Source organism: Bradyrhizobium sp. AZCC 2176 (genome assembly GCF_036924645.1).
Classification (GTDB): Bacteria; Pseudomonadota; Alphaproteobacteria; order Rhizobiales; family Xanthobacteraceae; genus Bradyrhizobium.
This window is the reverse complement of the sequence record NZ_JAZHRX010000001.1, coordinates 4310490-4326785: the sequence shown is the minus strand read 5'-3', so window position 1 is coordinate 4326785 and position 16296 is coordinate 4310490. Positions and strand designations below refer to the sequence as shown.

The 16296-nt window shown below is 57.7% G+C and carries 15 protein-coding genes and 2 pseudogenes; 8 read left to right on the top strand and 9 right to left on the bottom strand.

What is annotated here, in order from left to right; all coding sequences use genetic code 11:
- Positions 1 to 537 precede the first annotated feature (537 nt).
- Positions 538 to 651, top strand: a pseudogene (locus tag V1288_RS34090) (PEPxxWA-CTERM sorting domain-containing protein); the annotation flags it as partial.
- An 863-nt stretch (positions 652 to 1514) separates the two neighbouring features.
- Here the strand turns inward: V1288_RS34090 and V1288_RS20430 are convergent.
- Positions 1515 to 2702, bottom strand: coding sequence for a glycosyltransferase family 2 protein (locus V1288_RS20430; protein WP_334358751.1), 1188 nt, complete (start codon positions 2700 to 2702; stop codon positions 1515 to 1517).
- A 193-nt stretch (positions 2703 to 2895) separates the two neighbouring features.
- Between V1288_RS20430 and V1288_RS20425 the strand changes: the two genes are divergently transcribed.
- Both V1288_RS20425 and V1288_RS20420 read left to right on the top strand, forming a co-directional pair.
- The gene (locus V1288_RS20425) at positions 2896 to 4095 is read left to right on the top strand and encodes a glycosyltransferase (RefSeq protein ID WP_334358750.1); all 1200 of its coding nucleotides are present in this window, start codon (positions 2896 to 2898) and stop codon (positions 4093 to 4095) included.
- A gap of 70 nt (positions 4096 to 4165) precedes the next feature.
- Positions 4166 to 4486: a hypothetical protein gene (locus tag V1288_RS20420; RefSeq protein ID WP_334358749.1), complete on the top strand. Its 321-nt coding sequence runs from the start codon at positions 4166 to 4168 to the stop codon at positions 4484 to 4486.
- Positions 4487 to 4570: 84 nt separating this feature from the next.
- Here V1288_RS20420 and V1288_RS34085 read toward each other — a convergent pair.
- The 6 genes and pseudogenes from V1288_RS34085 to V1288_RS20390 form a co-directional block, all read right to left on the bottom strand.
- Positions 4571 to 4681 (bottom strand): annotated as a pseudogene (locus tag V1288_RS34085) (PEPxxWA-CTERM sorting domain-containing protein); the annotation flags it as partial.
- A 632-nt stretch (positions 4682 to 5313) separates the two neighbouring features.
- A complete protein-coding gene (locus V1288_RS20410) occupies positions 5314 to 6042 on the bottom strand; it encodes a PEP-CTERM sorting domain-containing protein (RefSeq protein ID WP_334358747.1) in 729 nt (242 codons plus the stop codon).
- A gap of 238 nt (positions 6043 to 6280) precedes the next feature.
- On the bottom strand, positions 6281 to 6976 hold the full coding sequence (locus V1288_RS20405) for a metallophosphoesterase (RefSeq protein ID WP_334358746.1): 696 nt from the start codon (positions 6974 to 6976) through the stop codon (positions 6281 to 6283).
- Positions 6977 to 7046: 70 nt separating this feature from the next.
- The gene (gene xrtV, locus V1288_RS20400) at positions 7047 to 7958 is read right to left on the bottom strand and encodes an exosortase V (RefSeq protein WP_334358745.1); all 912 of its coding nucleotides are present in this window, start codon (positions 7956 to 7958) and stop codon (positions 7047 to 7049) included.
- 62 nt (positions 7959 to 8020) lie between these two features.
- Positions 8021 to 8242: an XrtV sorting system accessory protein gene (locus tag V1288_RS20395; RefSeq protein ID WP_334358744.1), complete on the bottom strand. Its 222-nt coding sequence runs from the start codon at positions 8240 to 8242 to the stop codon at positions 8021 to 8023.
- Between the two features lie 54 nt (positions 8243 to 8296).
- On the bottom strand, positions 8297 to 9157 hold the full coding sequence (locus V1288_RS20390) for a hypothetical protein (RefSeq protein WP_334358743.1): 861 nt from the start codon (positions 9155 to 9157) through the stop codon (positions 8297 to 8299).
- A 264-nt stretch (positions 9158 to 9421) separates the two neighbouring features.
- Between V1288_RS20390 and epsI the strand changes: the two genes are divergently transcribed.
- Together epsI and V1288_RS20380 are read left to right on the top strand one after the other, a co-directional pair.
- Positions 9422 to 10123: an exosortase-associated protein EpsI, V-type gene (epsI, locus tag V1288_RS20385; protein WP_334358742.1), complete on the top strand. Its 702-nt coding sequence runs from the start codon at positions 9422 to 9424 to the stop codon at positions 10121 to 10123.
- 19 nt (positions 10124 to 10142) lie between these two features.
- On the top strand, positions 10143 to 10868 hold the full coding sequence (locus tag V1288_RS20380) for a trypsin-like peptidase domain-containing protein (protein ID WP_334358741.1): 726 nt from the start codon (positions 10143 to 10145) through the stop codon (positions 10866 to 10868).
- Positions 10869 to 10874: 6 nt separating this feature from the next.
- Here V1288_RS20380 and V1288_RS20375 read toward each other — a convergent pair whose 3' ends face one another.
- The gene (locus V1288_RS20375; protein WP_334358740.1) at positions 10875 to 11558 is read right to left on the bottom strand and encodes a CpsD/CapB family tyrosine-protein kinase; all 684 of its coding nucleotides are present in this window, start codon (positions 11556 to 11558) and stop codon (positions 10875 to 10877) included.
- A gap of 148 nt (positions 11559 to 11706) precedes the next feature.
- On the bottom strand, positions 11707 to 13059 hold the full coding sequence (locus V1288_RS20370; protein WP_334358739.1) for a GumC family protein: 1353 nt from the start codon (positions 13057 to 13059) through the stop codon (positions 11707 to 11709).
- A 278-nt stretch (positions 13060 to 13337) separates the two neighbouring features.
- Between V1288_RS20370 and V1288_RS20365 the strand changes: the two genes are divergently transcribed.
- The 3 genes from V1288_RS20365 to V1288_RS20355 all read left to right on the top strand — a co-directional run bounded on the left by V1288_RS20365 (position 13338) and on the right by V1288_RS20355 (position 16160).
- Positions 13338 to 14174: an ExeA family protein gene (locus V1288_RS20365; protein WP_334358738.1), complete on the top strand. Its 837-nt coding sequence runs from the start codon at positions 13338 to 13340 to the stop codon at positions 14172 to 14174.
- 125 nt (positions 14175 to 14299) lie between these two features.
- The gene (locus V1288_RS20360) at positions 14300 to 14887 is read left to right on the top strand and encodes a polysaccharide biosynthesis/export family protein (RefSeq protein ID WP_334358737.1); all 588 of its coding nucleotides are present in this window, start codon (positions 14300 to 14302) and stop codon (positions 14885 to 14887) included.
- Positions 14888 to 14957: 70 nt separating this feature from the next.
- The gene (locus V1288_RS20355) at positions 14958 to 16160 is read left to right on the top strand and encodes a hypothetical protein (protein ID WP_334358736.1); all 1203 of its coding nucleotides are present in this window, start codon (positions 14958 to 14960) and stop codon (positions 16158 to 16160) included.
- Positions 16161 to 16296: the final 136 nt, after the last annotated feature.

The window sequence follows — 16296 nt, the reverse complement described above, 5'->3', positions numbered from 1 at the left end:
CGGCGTTTAAATGTTTCGTCATTGGAATCGGAGAGTTTGATGAGAATAGTTTCCGCTATAGGAGCCGCAGCGCTGGCTTTGACCTTTGCGTCCGCGCCCGCTTCGGCTGCTGTGCTTTTTGCCGGAAGCACGCAAGGCTGTTTCGGCCTCGGCTGCAGTTCATTTTCCACCGTGGTAAATGACGTACCAAACCTGTATTTTACCGGCACCAACTTTAGCAACTCAACGGATGACACGCTCTCACTTACCTTGGGAACGTTCAACCTTCAGACTGGTACTCACAATTACACTGGAGACCCGTTCTCGCTGAAGATCTTGTTCACCAATCCCGGCGGCGTGTCACCGAACGCAATCTTTACTGCCACTGTTAATGGGCAGGTAAAGCAGGGACAGAACGGCGCACTTTCGATCGACTTCAATAACACAGTGCAGAACTTTACGTGGGCGGGCGGATCCTTTTCGCTGATGATTGAGGACGTGAGCTCGTTTGCAGTTGGCGCTTCCAACACTGTTACCGGCAACCTCACCCTCACCTCGGTCGCTCCCGTTCCGGAGCCGGCAACCTGGGCCATGATGCTGCTCGGGTTTGCGGGCGTTGGCTTCGTGGCTTACCGGCGCAAGAGGCAGAGCCCGGCTCTCCGTCTGGTCTAATAGCGCTCCGACATCACTTCCTGAGGTCGCCGGCAACGGCGATCTCGGAGAGGGTCAACAAAGTCCTCGCCTTCGGCGGGGACTTTTTGATTCGGGAATGCAGTTCTCAGAAATTCCCCAACATCCACATGGGGCCGCAGCTCTCAACAAATCCGGTTCTGACGGTCACCTCTGCTTTACGACGTCAGTGATCGGTTTCCCCCATCCGAGCGCGGAAAACATTGCTCGCCCGCAGATTTAGATCGGTCCTTGCCGGGCCTTGACGGCTCAAGAGGCAGCCTGGACCGAGCAGCCGTCCTCCCGAGAAGATGCACCGGCTGCAGCTAGTCCTGGAACCGGCTTTGCTCAGGCTACCGCGCAAGAGACCGAATATGATCAGGCTTGGCGCTGAACCCCGCCAATAGCGGACATCCGTGAGCGCTGGCTAAGCTCCCAAAAGCCATCCCACGCCGGCAAATAGCGCCCACAGCCACCCAACCATGGCCACCCCGGTCGCCGTCAAATAGAGCCGCTGAGCCAATCCCTTACGGAACTTCTTCACTGTGAAGTTCGCAAAGCTTCCGCCTCGGACAAGCGCTCACGAAGGCGTCGCAATTCCAGGTACCGCTCCGTAATGCTGACAGCCGTGGGCTTTTTCGAAGCCTTCTTCGTCTTCTTTGACTTCGGCAGCATATCGATTGTCGTGCGGCTGTGCGCTTTCATAGGTAGCCCCCTCCTACTGCCTGAAAACTCAAGCAAACGATGTACCAGGGCGATGCGACCGGAACACCAGACTAACCTTTGTCTGGCGCGTTCTTATTGGAGTTCGATAACGGTTGCGTGACCCATTTGGGGGACGTCGCGGAAAAACTCGCGGCGTGTTGCTAGTTGGGAGTCGATCGGTCGGTCCGTATCCATTGGGACGCAGTGCCGCCTATCAACATCCGGCCGTAGAGCCGGATTTTTTTTAATGCAAAAGAGCCGAACGATAATGCCTCATGCGCAGGAAAAACCTGGCGTCCAAATTTAAGCCAAGCCAAAACAACACATAAAATAAATCCAACGAGATTGCCGCCCGCGATCGCGGTGGGCAGCCACGGCCCTCCCAGCAGCGTAACGGACGAAGTCAGGACCATCGCCGCGACGATCAATAGTGCAAGGAGAGAGAGCGGCGGCACCAAAAGATCGAGCGCCAGTGCGAGCACATTTAAGTCGCCGCGCATTAGACCGACAGCGAGAAGTCGCGGGACGAATTTCCCGATGGCGGCGAGATGACCCTGCACCCAACGCTGACGCTGACTGTCGGTCCCCTTGGCACTTGTCGGAAATACACTGGTAACTTTCACAAACGGGAAGAAATATGGAGCCTTGCCTGCTTCCGCCAGATCGAGCCCCAGCTTCAAATCCTCCACCAGATGGTCGCTCGCCAGCGGCGCGGAGCTGATCACACGCCACGGAAACATCATTCCTGTTCCCATCAGTTGAACAGGGCCATGAAGGTTTCTTAGCCCAAGGGGGCGAATCCAGTTTCTGAGAATCCAGCCGAACTCCGCGAAGCCGTGATTGATGGGCGAACTTTCAGCGCTTCGCATCATGAACAGCGCCTGTACCGGCCGCTGGACCTGCTGACAGGTTCGCTTTAGACCTTCGATCAGGTCGGCCTGGAGCCGGCAATCGGCATCGACAAAGAGAACAAAATCGGGCGGAGCATAGCTAAGATGGGTTACGCCCCACCCCATCGCGAATCCCTTGCCAACTCTGTCGGGGTCACTGCGAACAATCACCTCGGCACCCGCTGCGGCCGCGACTGCTGCGGTGTCATCGGTGCAGTTATCGGCGACGACGATAAGCCGATCTCCAACGCCCAGCTGCGCATTGATATCCTGCAGTGTTGGAACAAGTCCCGAGCTCTCGTTGTGTGCAGGAACGATTACAGCAACGCGCTTTTCAATATTTAATTCGTTGACTTCGAAAGGCTCCAGCTTGGGCACCTTGAGAGCTGCAATGACTTCAACCAGCAGGACAGCGACGGGAACGCTGAGCAATCCAGCCATAGCGGCCAAGATCAACATTTCACAAGTACCGATCTCGAAACGTTTGACTTAACGTTTTTTGCAAAAAAGTGAGTATGGAAGCCGGGTATAAATATCCTGTTTCCCCTTTGATTACTACTATATTTCCCAAAGAGATAAATAAATAGGACGCCGGCCGAATGAGCATGTTTTATCTAGCCTACTCTCGGATAAGTCAGGCAGAGCACCCTCTATGAAGATCGCCTATCTGGTTAACCATTATCCGGCCATCAGCCACAGTTTTATTCGGCGCGAAATCCTCGCGCTCGAGCGCCTCGGCCACAAAGTCCTGCGAATATCGATCCGAGGCTGGGCCGACGTGCAACGCGGCGCCGAGGATCAACTGGAGCAGGCTCGCACGCGTTACGTGCTGCGCGGCGGCGCCGTGCCGCTGCTGGTTTCATTCTTGCGCATTCTGGTAACCAACCCCGTCGGCCTGCTTCGCGCGATCGTGCTGACATTGAAGGTCGGACTGCGGGCGGAGCGTCCCCTTCCCGTTCATCTGATTTATCTGTTCGAAGCGTGTCAGGTGGCCCTGTGGCTGCGCAGCGAAAAGGCGCAGCACCTGCACGTTCATTTCGGAACCAATTCTGCCGAAGTCGCGATGCTGGTCCGCGAACTGGGAGGGCCGCCCTGGAGCTTTACCGCCCACGGCCCCGAAGAATTCGACAAGCCGAAGTTCATCGCGCTTCCTGAGAAAATCCGGCGGGCTCGCTTTGTCGTCGCGGTCAGTTCATTCGGACGGAGCCAGCTCTTTCGCAACGTCCCCCATTCCTATTGGCCCAAGATAAAAGTGGTTCATTGCGGACTTGAACCGGCCTTCTATCAAACCGATGCCACCACCGCGGCGGGCGGCGAACGGCGATTGGTTTGCGTGGGGCGCCTGTGTGAACAGAAGGGACAGTTGCTCCTGATCGAGGCGGCGCGGCTGCTGGCGGAGCGCGGGACGAAGTTCGAACTGGTGCTCGCCGGCGATGGCGAGATGCGCGGCGAGATCGAGGCGCTCGTCGCAAAATATCGGCTGACGGATACCGTGCGAATAACAGGCTGGATCAGCAGCGACGAGGTTCGCTCCGAAATTCTCGCAGCCCGGGCGCTGGTGTTGCCGAGCTTCGCCGAAGGCCTGCCGGTCGTCATCATGGAAGCCATGGCGTTGCGCAGACCGGTCATTACGACATTCGTCGCGGGCATCCCCGAACTGATTAAACATGGCGAGCACGGCTGGCTGGTTCCTGCCGCCGACCTCGAGAGTCTAGCCGCGGCAATGGAGGAATGTCTCGACACCGCACCGGAAGCGATCACGCGAATGGGGGAAGGTGCCCGTCAACGGGTCCTGCAACGCCATGATGTGGACAAGGAAGCGGCTAAGCTGGCTGAACTGATTAAAGCCTAGACTAGGCAGTTGAACCGGCAAATTGTCGCTGGCGCCGGTTGCGCAACACCTCATGCTTCCGGGAAGTGCGATGAGGACTTTAATTTCTCTGTTGACGGTTGTGACTGTCATCGGCGCGATGCAGCCGGCCGTTGGTCAGGTCAACATGCAGTACAGCGGCCGATATGGCGGACAGTACGGCGGCCAGTATGGCGGGCAATTTAGCGGACAATACAGCGGACAGTATTACGGGCGCGGAAGCAGCGACCAGACCGCCTCGCCAAATGCGCTGGACAGAAAGCTCGGTATTCTTGGTGCTCCGGTCAATTCCGGCGCGTGCGGGCAACTTCACTATCCGTCGCCCGGAACGGATTATGTGCTCCATGACAGCCAGGGACGGCGGTGCTTCTAGCGCAATGTGCCGGCGTTCCTCGCCTTTGGCAGATAGCAAAAGACCGCCCGTAGGCGGTCCTGGCGTCAGCAATTTCAGGCGCGTTCAGGCCGTCGCAGCGCTATTTCGCCGCCGACGATAGGCCAGCACGCCGATGCCGGCAAAGCCCAAAATCATCATCGCCCAGGTCGAAGCCTCAGGTACGGCAGGGGTGGCTTGCGTGGCATCGAAGCTTATCGACGAGAAATGTCCCTTGTCGTCGACCAGAAGCAGCGTCACGAGGCTCGCCAGCTCCGACGTTCCGAAAAAGAAATTGCTCGAACTCTCGTCCGGACCGATGGTCAGGGAACTGACGTGGAAAACCGGACCTCTCCACGAAAATGTCCAATATCCCGGGGCGGTCGCATAGCCGAAGCCGGTCTTGGGATAACCAAGCACGGGCGTCTTGCCTGCGATCCAGCCTAACTCCGTCGTCCAGCTGTTGACGCTCGAGGCAAGCGGGTTGGTGACCGAAAATCCGAAGATATATTCGGAAACCGAATTGTTTATGACGGTGTAATAGCCCGTGTTGCCCGGACCGGCGGTCTCGACAACTTCAAAATCCGCCGCCGAAACGACAACCGCCTTTGCCGGGTTGAACGAACCGAGGCCGATCATCAATCCGGCCGCAAGCACCCAAGCCGCGAAAGTGTTCGCTCTTAACGAAACCATTTAAATGCCCTTCCGCCGTTTCGCGCCTGAACTGGTTCGTCCAGACGGGAAACTCACATTAAATAGATCGATTGATACCGGCTGGCGTCAACCTCACCGCGGTCACAATCCCCGATTTTGTAGCGACCCAGCTCGCTTTAAGACTGCGCCCTGTCGATCAGCACCGCTGCTGGTGCACGGCGCGCAGGCCGCCGGGCGGCATAAAGACCGATCCCGACGAAGCCAAGCAGCAGCATGACCCAGGTCGCGGGCTCTGGGATGGGAGCGACCGCCGCGCCGAGTTTAAGCGCATTGAGATTCAACACAGGGTCTGACGATGTCAGCAAAATCGTGTTGAACGGGTTGTTGTCGACCACGCCAAAGAAGCCCTGCAGATCGTACGCATTTCCCTCGCTACCGAGTGTCAGCGTCTCGCCATTGGAGAGCGTGAACGTCACGTCGGCTCCGAAGAACGTATCGAAATTCAACGCGAACGCCTTTACCGGGGCGGCCAAGGTAATCAGGATATTTGCAACACCAAAATCCTGTTGCTGCGAGGATAGTACGGGTGAGTTGCCGTTAAACGCTGGTTTACCCGGCACGATTTCAAAGCCTGGCCCGATGTTAAAGAAGTGACCATTGCCCAACAGACCGGAGGTCGAAAATGTCACCCCGCTGTAGCTGACCGAGGCGGTCCCCGTTCCAAAATATTGACTTGCGGGCAGGTCGTCAGCCGCCGGAGCCGGATCTGGAATCGGAAGGGCCGTGTAGCCGGGTATTGCCGCGCTCCACAAACCGAAATCAGCATAGCCGACCGCGGTAGCGGCCGCGTTCACTGTGCCCGCAAACAGGAGTGCCGCCGCCAAGGCAGCCGAGTTCATCTTCATGAACATTTCCGAATTTTTGTGTGAAAACGAACGCGGCACTGATTCGCTTCCCGATGTTAGCGGAAACGCGCGATCCCCGAAAAGGAATTAAACCTTAATTGGGATTAGAGCGGCCGCTGCCGCAGGTATTAATTTCCCGCCTGATCCGATCGCCCGCAAGACTGGCGGAGCCGGGAAATGTACGACCTGCCGCTTGGCGGATCGGCCCGAAGCGCCCCCGCCCGGCGATGGACCCGTTCTACATTTCGTGACCGAACACTTCCATGTACTCGGAGGCCCCGCCAGGCCGGCCATCCTCAAATACCCCGATAATCAGCCGCCCCGTCTTCCAGGCCAGCCCGTCCAGATTGGTCTTGTGCTTGCCTGCAATCGGCGCCTGCGCATTGGCATGATGACCGTGAACCACATGGCGATGCCCATGACCGACGTCGGCGCCGGCTGGATAACGCTTCCACAGCAACGTTTCCTCGTTCTGCCGCTCAAGCGGAATTTTCGGATCGACCGCCGCATGGACAAATACCCTGTGCCGATCGACATGCATCAGCGGGAGATTGACGATCCAGTCCAGATGGTCGGCCGGGATTGCGCATAAATCGGGGAGCGCTGGACTCTGGTCATACGATGCCAGCGTCTCGCCTCCCCCATTCCTGATCCACCAGTCGAGTTCGGCCCTGTTCTCACAGACCGCGCCCATCATGGCTTCGTGGTTGCCCTTCAGATTGACGACCTTCGATCCATCAGGCCTCCAGTTCATGAGGCGCTCGATGACCTGTCTGCTCTGCAGCCCGCGGTCGACATAGTCGCCCAGGGTTACGATCGTCGAGGCCGCTCCCTGTGCATGCCGGACAACCGCGCCAATGGCGCGATCCAGCAGGTCCAGCCGGCCATGAAGGTCGGGGATGGCGTAGGTTCGGCTCACGGCAACCTTCGTCAAGACGGGTGTTGAAAACGCGTCAAACAAGAATCTAGAGCTGCGGTTCTGATTAATCAGAACCGACAATGCTCTAGGCGGGCGTCGGCGGCGCGGCGCGGTTGCGGACGCGGCGCACGAGCGCAAAACAAAGGCCCAGAAAGGCATCGAACAGGAACATCAGAAAAACCGCCACGACGAAAAGGCTGATGCCGGTGAGATCGTGCAGAATTCCCTCGAGCATGTCAGGCCCGAGGTAATAAGCGATCAGGACCAACGCGAAAACGCGAAAGAAATTTGCAATGATGGTGATGGGTATGATCGCCGCGAGAAGGAACAGGCTGCGAATTTTCTCCTGCCAGCGAAACGCATAGGCGTAGAAAACGCCGATCGCGGACAATGCAAAAATCGAATTCATTCCGGAACAGGCGTCTTTTACCAGGAGCTGATAGGTCCCGATCATGATCATCACGCCGTTCTGGGCAACCGGGAAACCCGTCGCATAAAGCACGTTGGTGACGACGTTCGAAATAAAGACCTTCAGCGGAACCGTGGCGGCATCGACCAGCCAGTCGGGCATCGGCACCGCAAAGATCAGGAAGCCGATCGGAAACGCGAGGACGCGCAACGCCGGCCATCCGGCCGAAATCAGGACGCACCCGACGATGACAGGGATCACGGAAAACGTTTCGAAAGTGACCAGCCCTTGCTGGATTCTGGCCAGGTAGAGGATGACCAGGCCGCCGAGGAGAGCGATCCAGCCCATGAAGGGAGCCGGAGAAATTTCAACGGCCCGCAATTTTTCGCGCGATTGCCAGACCAGCCAGAGCGAGGCCGCAATGATGAGCGGACCATGTCCTTCCTGTTCGGTCTGCCAAGGCCCATCGATCAAACCGAGAATGGTCTGGGCATAGGCAGCGATCACCGAGGCGCCAAGCAGCGCCGGCCACAGAAGAGGGCCGAGAAAACCTGCCTTTGCCGATGGTATTACTTGCGAATATGTCATTCCATTATACCAACAGGTTGCAAAATTTAGTGTACTGATAGCATTAAATGGAACAAGCCCGCTTATCTCCGGACTATCAAAACCGCGTAACCGGCGCCAGCGAGAATCAAAATCAGCGCAAGATAAAATGAACCGGCATTTCCGACCTGGTTGGCGACGGCGAATACGATGCCGGCCAGCATGAAGTGCAACAAGGTTCGGTTGTCCCGCGCGGTGAACTGGAAGAACGCTATCACCAGCGCCACGAAACACGTAACGGTCAACACATCAAAAAACGTTGTCATTTCACGTCGATATCGCCTTGAGGAACATTTTTACGGCGCGATTACATCTTGCGCTCAGTTCTTCTTTCCATCTCCCGGCTGCATGATTTTTGCGTAATCACCTTCATATTTCGCTTCGAGATTCGCAGAGTAGGCCGCAATCCCCAGTTCGGCCTTGACCGCATCCGCGCGCATCAGTTGCCGCGCCAGATTGGCTGCGGGCTCTCCTTCGAGCGGGCGAGGCTCCTCGCCCTTGATTTTGAAGAACATCCCGTTCTGGCCGGCGCGAACAAAGAACACGTCGTCCGACTTCTTGGCCTCGATCAAACCGTAAAACTCCGGTGGGAGATCGCCGCTGTTCAGCGCGCCCATTTGTCGGCCGTGAGGGATGCCGGCCGCGGTAAGCTTCGCGTCGATTTCGTCGAGTGATTTGGCATCCTTGTTCGCTTCGACGAAGGACTGGGTGGTTGGCCCTATTGGAAATGCGATTTGTTCAACGCTGAGCAGTTTTCTGCCGGCGAACTTCGCCGGGTTATTGGCCATGTACTTGTCGACATCTGCCTTGCCCGGCGCCTTCGCCGCCGCCGTTCGCTGCAGATACGCATTCTCGAGGATCTGTTCGCGCGATCTCAGGAGATCCAGCAGCACGCCCGGCTCACGATCGAGCTTCGCCGCCATGGCTTGGCGGAGCAGATATTTGCGTACGACCAGATCACCCAGCACGCGCTTGACGATCTCGGGCTCCTTCTGCTTGTCCGGCGTCACGTTCGCCCAGCGGAACTCGTTCTCGAGATCCTGGACCGTCACGACTTCGTCGCCGACACGCGCAACGACCTGTCCTTTGGAAGCCGCCGGCTGATCTTTCTTGCCGCAACCTGCCAAGGCGACCGCGCTACAGGCCAGTAAAACGGCAAGCCGGGCGATCTTGATGGACATACCCTTCATCCAGAAACTCCGTGCATCCAATGGGCCGAGAGACATGTACAACAGGCTGACCGTGCTCTGATCCTGATTTGACTAGCCAGCCGGCCGTGGCGGGTCGACCCTATAACGCTTTTTCACTGCAATTTCCGTTGTTTATGTTAATTTCGTTAAAGGCGCCGATTATCTCTTTCTTTTGACTGCAAACAGGCCGGTTGACGTATATCCTGCTCCGAAACGGCAGATCCAATTAACTCTCGAAGATTGCACGTGACCTCAATGAAATATCCTCGAATTCAGATCATAGTGGCATGTATCGCAATCGTTGGGTGCGCCGTGCTTGCGACCGTGCTGGCGCCCCGCCAACTGATGGCCCGCACATCGGCCTCCCCCAGCCTTGAAACCGTCATCCCCCGCCAGTTCGGAACCTGGACGCTGGTTCCCGAAATCAGCCCGGTCCGTCCGGCGGATCCGGACGCGTACGTTCAGCCCGACCCGCTGGTGGGAAAGATCTACACCCAGGAAGTCGGTCGAGGCTATAGCGACGGACATGGCAACATCGTCATGCTGATGGTCGCATACGGTCCGGTGCAGAACTATCGGCTGAAGTCCCACCGCCCGGAGATTTGCTACACAGCCAACGGCTTCCGGATCTCGGACAAAGCCAACGCCGCGATCAGCTATCGCAACGGCGCCCAACCAATCAAGATGACCAGATTGATTGCGGCAAGGGAGTCGCGCTTCGAGCCGGTCACTTACTGGCTCCGGATCGGTAATGACATCGCCAATGGCGTGGTCGATCATCAACTCAGCCGATTGAAATATGGCCTGCGCGGGATCATTCCCGACGGCGCCCTGATCAGGGTCTCCACGATCGGTCTGCCGAAGGACGTATCATTCAAGCTGCAGGACCAATTCATCCGCGATCTGCTTGCCGCCATTCCGCCGCAGGAACTCAAATTCTTTACCGGCGCAAGCTGAAAATTGCTAACAAACGAGCGTGCAAACCTGGCAGGTCATTTTGGCGCTCGCTCGATTCACCGCGAAGTTGCTGCGCGCGCCGTTTCTGCAAGGCGCACTTGTTCTGGCGGTCATGTGGCAGCCGGCCTGCGCGCAAGGCGCTGACGACACGCTGCTGCCGTATGCGGTGAACATCCATCAAACGCCGATGCAGAGCTGGGGACCGGGATCCGGCATCTATCTCGGAAAAGGCGTGTTCATCACGGCAGCGCATGTCGCAGGCCGGACCTGGCTGACGCGGCCCAAGATCGCAATTGCCGGCTCGGAATATCCGACGCGCGTCGTCAAGGAAGGCAGCCTCGAGGGAACGGATCTGACGCTGCTATCGGTCGAGGAGGAGCTTCTTCCGGGGCGCTTGCGACTTCGGCGAAACGCGATCTGCACCGATCCCCCCAAACCAGGACAAGAGGTCGTGACGATCGTACCGGGATCTGCCGTGCGCTCCCACATCCTCGCGCCCGATCGGCTACCGGTGGGTACCCGCAGCCGGTTCAGCACGGTCATCGCCGACGTAGCTCGCACCGGCAATTCCGGATCAGGGGTGTTCGACGTCAAGCGCAAATGCCTGCTCGGAATAATGAGCCGGAAAATATCGCAGTCGCAAACGCGCGCCGATACCGGAAAATCGGAAACCCGCGACATCGCCAAGTACTTCGTACCGGCTGAGCAAATTGCTGCGTTCCTGCCGGCAGACCTGCGCCTGTAGAAGTCGCTAGTAATTACCGTAGTAGGATCCGACAGTCTCGATCGCCTTGTTAACGACGACGCGGACAACCGGACTGCGCTGGAGATGCTTCTGGCATTCCTTGATGTCGGAAAGGGATGTGCTGCCGACGCCCGCGACGAGCAAAGTCGCGTCCATTCGAGGCAGGATTGAAATCACATCGTCGCCAAGCAGCATCGGCGGAAGATCGAAGATGACAATGCGCGACCGGAAGTCTCGCTTGATGGTCTGGAGCAGCGCCCCCATCGTCTGCGAGGCCATCCATTCCGAAGAATTCGACGAGACCGATCCGGGCAGCACCAGCATGCCATTCGGACCGATGCTTGCCTGCAGGACCGCCGACGAAAGCGGCGCGCGTCCTTCGAGTACGCTGAGAACGCCGCCATTGCCGCCGAGACCCAGATAATTTCCAACCGCCGGCCGGCGCAAATCAAGATCGACCAGCAGCACCGACCGCTCCGGCAGGCGGGAAATACTCAGCGCAAGATTGCAGGCTGTAACCGTTTTTCCGCAACCCGCCGTAGGCGACGTCACGGCCAGAAACTGCCAGCTTTTTTTGTCCATCTCCTGCAGCACCTGCGTGCGCAGCATGTCGTAGTAGCGGCCGTTCGGACTAGATGTGCCATGAGCCACTATTCGATGGGCTTCGAGATGATCGGCGCTGAGGCGCACTTCTTTGAACGGCGACTCGCCAGAGCGCTTCTGCGGCCTGTCGGCAGCGAGGGGAGATCCGCCCAACGCCGCCGGACGGTGTACCGCCTCCGCAGCTCGCGCGAGTTCGACGGCCTGCTTTATTGAATCCACTGCGTGACTCCGCGAATCATCGAAACAGCCCGACCCTGGCCTTGGCAATCATCAGGTCAAGCGGTGGAAGGAAAAGGTAGGCAACGACCAGCAGTCCGATCATAACCAGCGCGAACGCCCCCAGAAAAACAAATGTCCGTCGTCGCCTCGCACGCAATTCGGCTGCCGTGGTGATGTAGGGTATTGAAACGATCAACTGGCCATCTACAACAGACAGAAGGTCATTGCTTCTGCGGATTCCCTTGTCCAGGATTTCCATCAGGACTGTCAGCCCTGCGCCGCCAAAGAGCGCGGCCGCGAAAGCCATGGCCAGGACTTTCAGCCGGTTGGGCTTGACCGGCTCTTGCGGAACCGTGGGTTGCTCGATGATTTCGAGCTTCTCGGACTGCTGGTCCTTTTCGAGGTTTTCGCCGAGCCGTGCAGCCGACAGTTTTGCCGAGGCGGCATCGAGGTTCTTTTGCAGGCTCTCCTGCTGGGCAACCATCACCTCGAGACTGGCAGCCGTTGCCGCGTCATTGGTGGGCGCCGGCGCGGCGGCCACCTTTTCCAGTGCGTCGATCTGCTTCTTCAGGGACTGGATCACAGGGTGCCGCTCCGAGTACAGCGCCCCCTTCTGGATCAGTTCGGACTTGAGCTGTATAAGCGTCGCCGTCGGCTGATCGGAGCCGCTGCTGGACGACGCGGGCTTGCCTTGCGTGAGCCGCAACTGAGCGATCCTGGCATCGAGCGCCGTGTTCTCTGCCTGGAGTCTCTGGACCTCCCGCGCCAGGAATTTTGTCGTGTCCGTGGCGCGGCTGGTTCGATCCCGCAAATCCTCGTTCAGGATGCGCGTCATCAACTCGTTGGCGACCTGCGCAGCCACCCCAGCATTGCTGTATTCGAACCCGACCGAGAAAACGATCGTGGGGTTTTCCATCGCAGCGCGCGTCCGCTGCTTGAAATCCAACTGAAGGTCGACCGGAGCGATCTTTGTGTGCTTCTTGACCTCCGCGACGAGCTCGGTCGGCGACATCAGCGTGCGTTTGTCCGGGAACAGTTTGAATTTGTCGGCGATCGCGATGAGATTATCTCGCGTCATCGTCCGTTGCTGGATGACCTGAATACGCTCCTGGGCAGCGCTGGTAACCGTGGGCCGGACCAGTTCGGACGGAATCTGCTGCGACTGAACGAGGATCCGTCCTTCGGAGAGATAGGTCGGCGGCCACAGCAAAGCTACCGCGACACCCGCGGCCACGATCGTGACGAACGGCAGTACGAAATAGGCCCAGCGCCGCTTGAACAGTTCCCAATAGAACGCGGGCCGCAACAGATGGCTACGGTCCTCTTGCAGCGGCTGGAAATCGTCCTCAAATTCAACTTTTTGCAGCATATATCGTCCGAGCGTCTGTTTGCGAGGCAGCTAGGGCAAATAGTACCGCGAAATGGTGTCGGTGGGTGCGTCGCTCCGAGCCGCAATACTAGCATCGATCTTGCAGAGATTTAATGAATAGTTGCTCAGTTCCACGAGTTTCAAATTTCAATCTTAATGGTGGTTCCATCGGCCGCCGCTTTGGCAAATTTACGTAGATCAGCGAAATGGGTTTGAGGGAGGCAGGGTAATCCACCGAAGTACGCTATAAGCGTCTATGGCCGGCCTAAGGAAGTTCAATGTACGAGGCATTTTATCAGCTCCAGGAGAAGCCTTTTTCAATTCTCCCCGACCCCGACCTGATTTATTGGGGCAAAATGCATTCAATGGCGTTCACGATGCTGGAGTTCGGCGTCATGAACAACGCCGGCTTCACCGTCATTACAGGTGAAATAGGTTCCGGCAAGACAACCCTGGTCCGGCATTTGCTCAAGAAGGTCAGCCCGGCGATCACGATCGGCCTGATCTCGAACTCCCCGCAGGGCCGGCAGGAATTGCTGCAGTGGATCCTGATGTCGCTCGGGCAGTCGTTCGATGGAGATTATCCAAATCTTTTCAAGAAATTGCAGGATTTTCTTTATGGCCAGTTTGCCAACGGAAGACGGACCATATTGATCATCGACGAGGCGCAGAATCTCGAGCCGGAGGCGCTTGAGCATTTGCGCATGATTTCCAACATCAATGCGGACAAGTTTCAGATCCTGCAGTTAATCCTGGTCGGCCAGCCCCAGCTGCGCGACCTGCTGCTGGCGCCAAAGCTGCATCAGTTCGCCCAGCGGATTTCCTCCGACTTCCACCTTCGGCCCCTCGATGACCGGGAGGTGGCCAATTATATCGCGTTTCGGCTCCAGGCAGTGGGTGCCCGCCGCCCCCTGTTCACCCAGGAGGCGTGCTCGCTGATCGCCTCCGCGAGCGGCGGGATACCCCGCATGATTAATGTCTTGTGTGACACGGCGCTGGTTTATGGCTTTGCCAACGACCAACGGGTGATTTCGGAGAATATTGTTCGGGACGTTATTGCGGATAAGCAACAGTATAGCATTTTTCCGGTAAAAAAGTTCTCCCGGGTTCCCTAAGTCTTTGTGTTCTATTAGCTTCCCCCATGGTTAAATAATGGCTGCATGCTTGGGAAAAAATCCCCACATGTCGGCCCAAATGTCTTTTGTTTGCGGGCTTTTTGCTGATGTTTAGGGGAACTGACATGCGAATCTTGCTGGCACTGCTATGCGTTGCCTTCCTGACCCCGGGGGCGGCAAAAGCGCAAACCCTGAAATCGGGCGACAGCCTGAGCATTTCGGTCCTGCAAGACCCGAAGCTCGACCGGAACGTGGTCGTCGACCCCTCCGGTGAAATAGCATTTCCCCTCGCCGGCCATGTCCGGGCGCGCGGGCTGACGCCATTGGCGCTCGAAAACGTTCTCAAGAACAAGCTGAAGAATAACTATAAGGACGAGAATCTGGACGTTACGGTTGCTGTTATTAATGCTCCCAAGGAGATCCCCGAGGACGACCTGAAGCCCAAGATTTTCATTACCGGCGAGATCGTAAAGCCGGGCTCCTATGTTGTCAGACAGAAAACGACCTTGATGCAGGCTATCGCCCTTGCCGGCGGCGTCGGCCCCTTCGCCGCAAAGAATCGTATTCAGGTGAGGCGCAAGGGCCCCGGCGGCGATGAAACAATTTTCATGTTCAACTACCGCGCTTACGAAGCCGGTAACGACCTGGAAGGTAACATCACCTTGCGGGCCGGCGACGTCATCATGGTTCCAGAACGACGTTTGTTTGAGTGAGGTCTGACGATCGGCGGGGGCGAGAAGCAACGTGAAGAGAGCTGCCATAGCAGTCTCGATGTGCTTTGGCATGGCGCCGTCCGTGGCATTTGCGTTCGACTGGTCGATAAAGGCCAGCGAGAGTGAAACCGTCGAGCTGAACAGCAACCAGTTCTTGCGCACCTCACCGGCGGGATCTTTGGGTTCCTACACCACGCTCAATGCTGACGCACAAGCGCGTACCCCGACATCCCTGTTCAATTTCACCGGCGACGGCACTTACAAGAAGTACTGGGGTCCGGGCGCCGCCGGCACTGCATCGGAATTCCTGAACTACGGATTCAAGGCGCGCTACGAGCTCAAGGAAAAGAACAGATTCGACCGGGAGTACGTCGAGACAAGCTGGAGACAGCAAAGTACCGCTCTTGCGATCCTGAACGATCTCGGCGTTTCCACGCCGACTTCAGGCTTCATCGATCGGCTCACAGCAACGGGTGGAATCGACCGTTCGATCACCGCAATTGACACAGTGTCTCTGTTCGCCACGTCCTCTCACACGAGTTACGAGCCGTCCAGTGGTGGCACGCCATTTACGGATACACTTGCGCGTGGCAGTTGGCGTCGCTCGCTAAGTTCGGTCACGGCGATCAATCTGTCCTCCGAATATGAACTTCTCGAATATGGCAACGCATTCAACACCCAGGTCCAGATTTTTCGTGAGCAGGCTGGGTTCGACGCCACTCTATCGGCGGTGCTTTCCTTTCGCGCAAATGCCGGCGTCGCCTATCTTGTGACGGATCGAGGGGTTTCGAGTTCTGCATTCGGAGGTACCACGTCGGCCACACCCGTATCGGGCACGGTGCACGACTGGATCGGAGATGCTGTCCTCACCTATCGAATGCTCAAGAGCACGACCTTGTCCGTCATCGCCAGCCAGTCGGTTGGACCGAGCGTCGTCGGTTCGCTGTTCAAGCGCGATTCGATCACGGCATCGCTGAGCCACAGCATCGATTCACGATCCACCCTGTCGTTTTCTGCGAGCGGCAACCGGCAGATCTCGACCACGACGACGGATTTCGCTTCGGCGTCGGCGACCTACAGCTACAATCTGACCCGCGAATGGCTGACGTCGCTCACCTACCGGTACCTGCATCGCTTCGCCAGCACCGGCGGCGCCACCATTTTCGATCCGATTACCGGCACGCCAACCGTTTCCGGCACCGGACCTGCGGACTCCCACAGCTTGATGTTCGTCGTCACGCATAACTGGACCGTGCTGCCGTCGGGCAATTAGCCAGAGCGCGACGATCTTTCCTTCATCGCGCTCGCGGTCTTTGAGCAAATCCTCCGGATAAACGCGTCGCACTTGCCTGAAGGAAAGCCGTTATCCACTTTTCCTGGTGCTGCAGCCGACGTTCATAAGCCGGCAT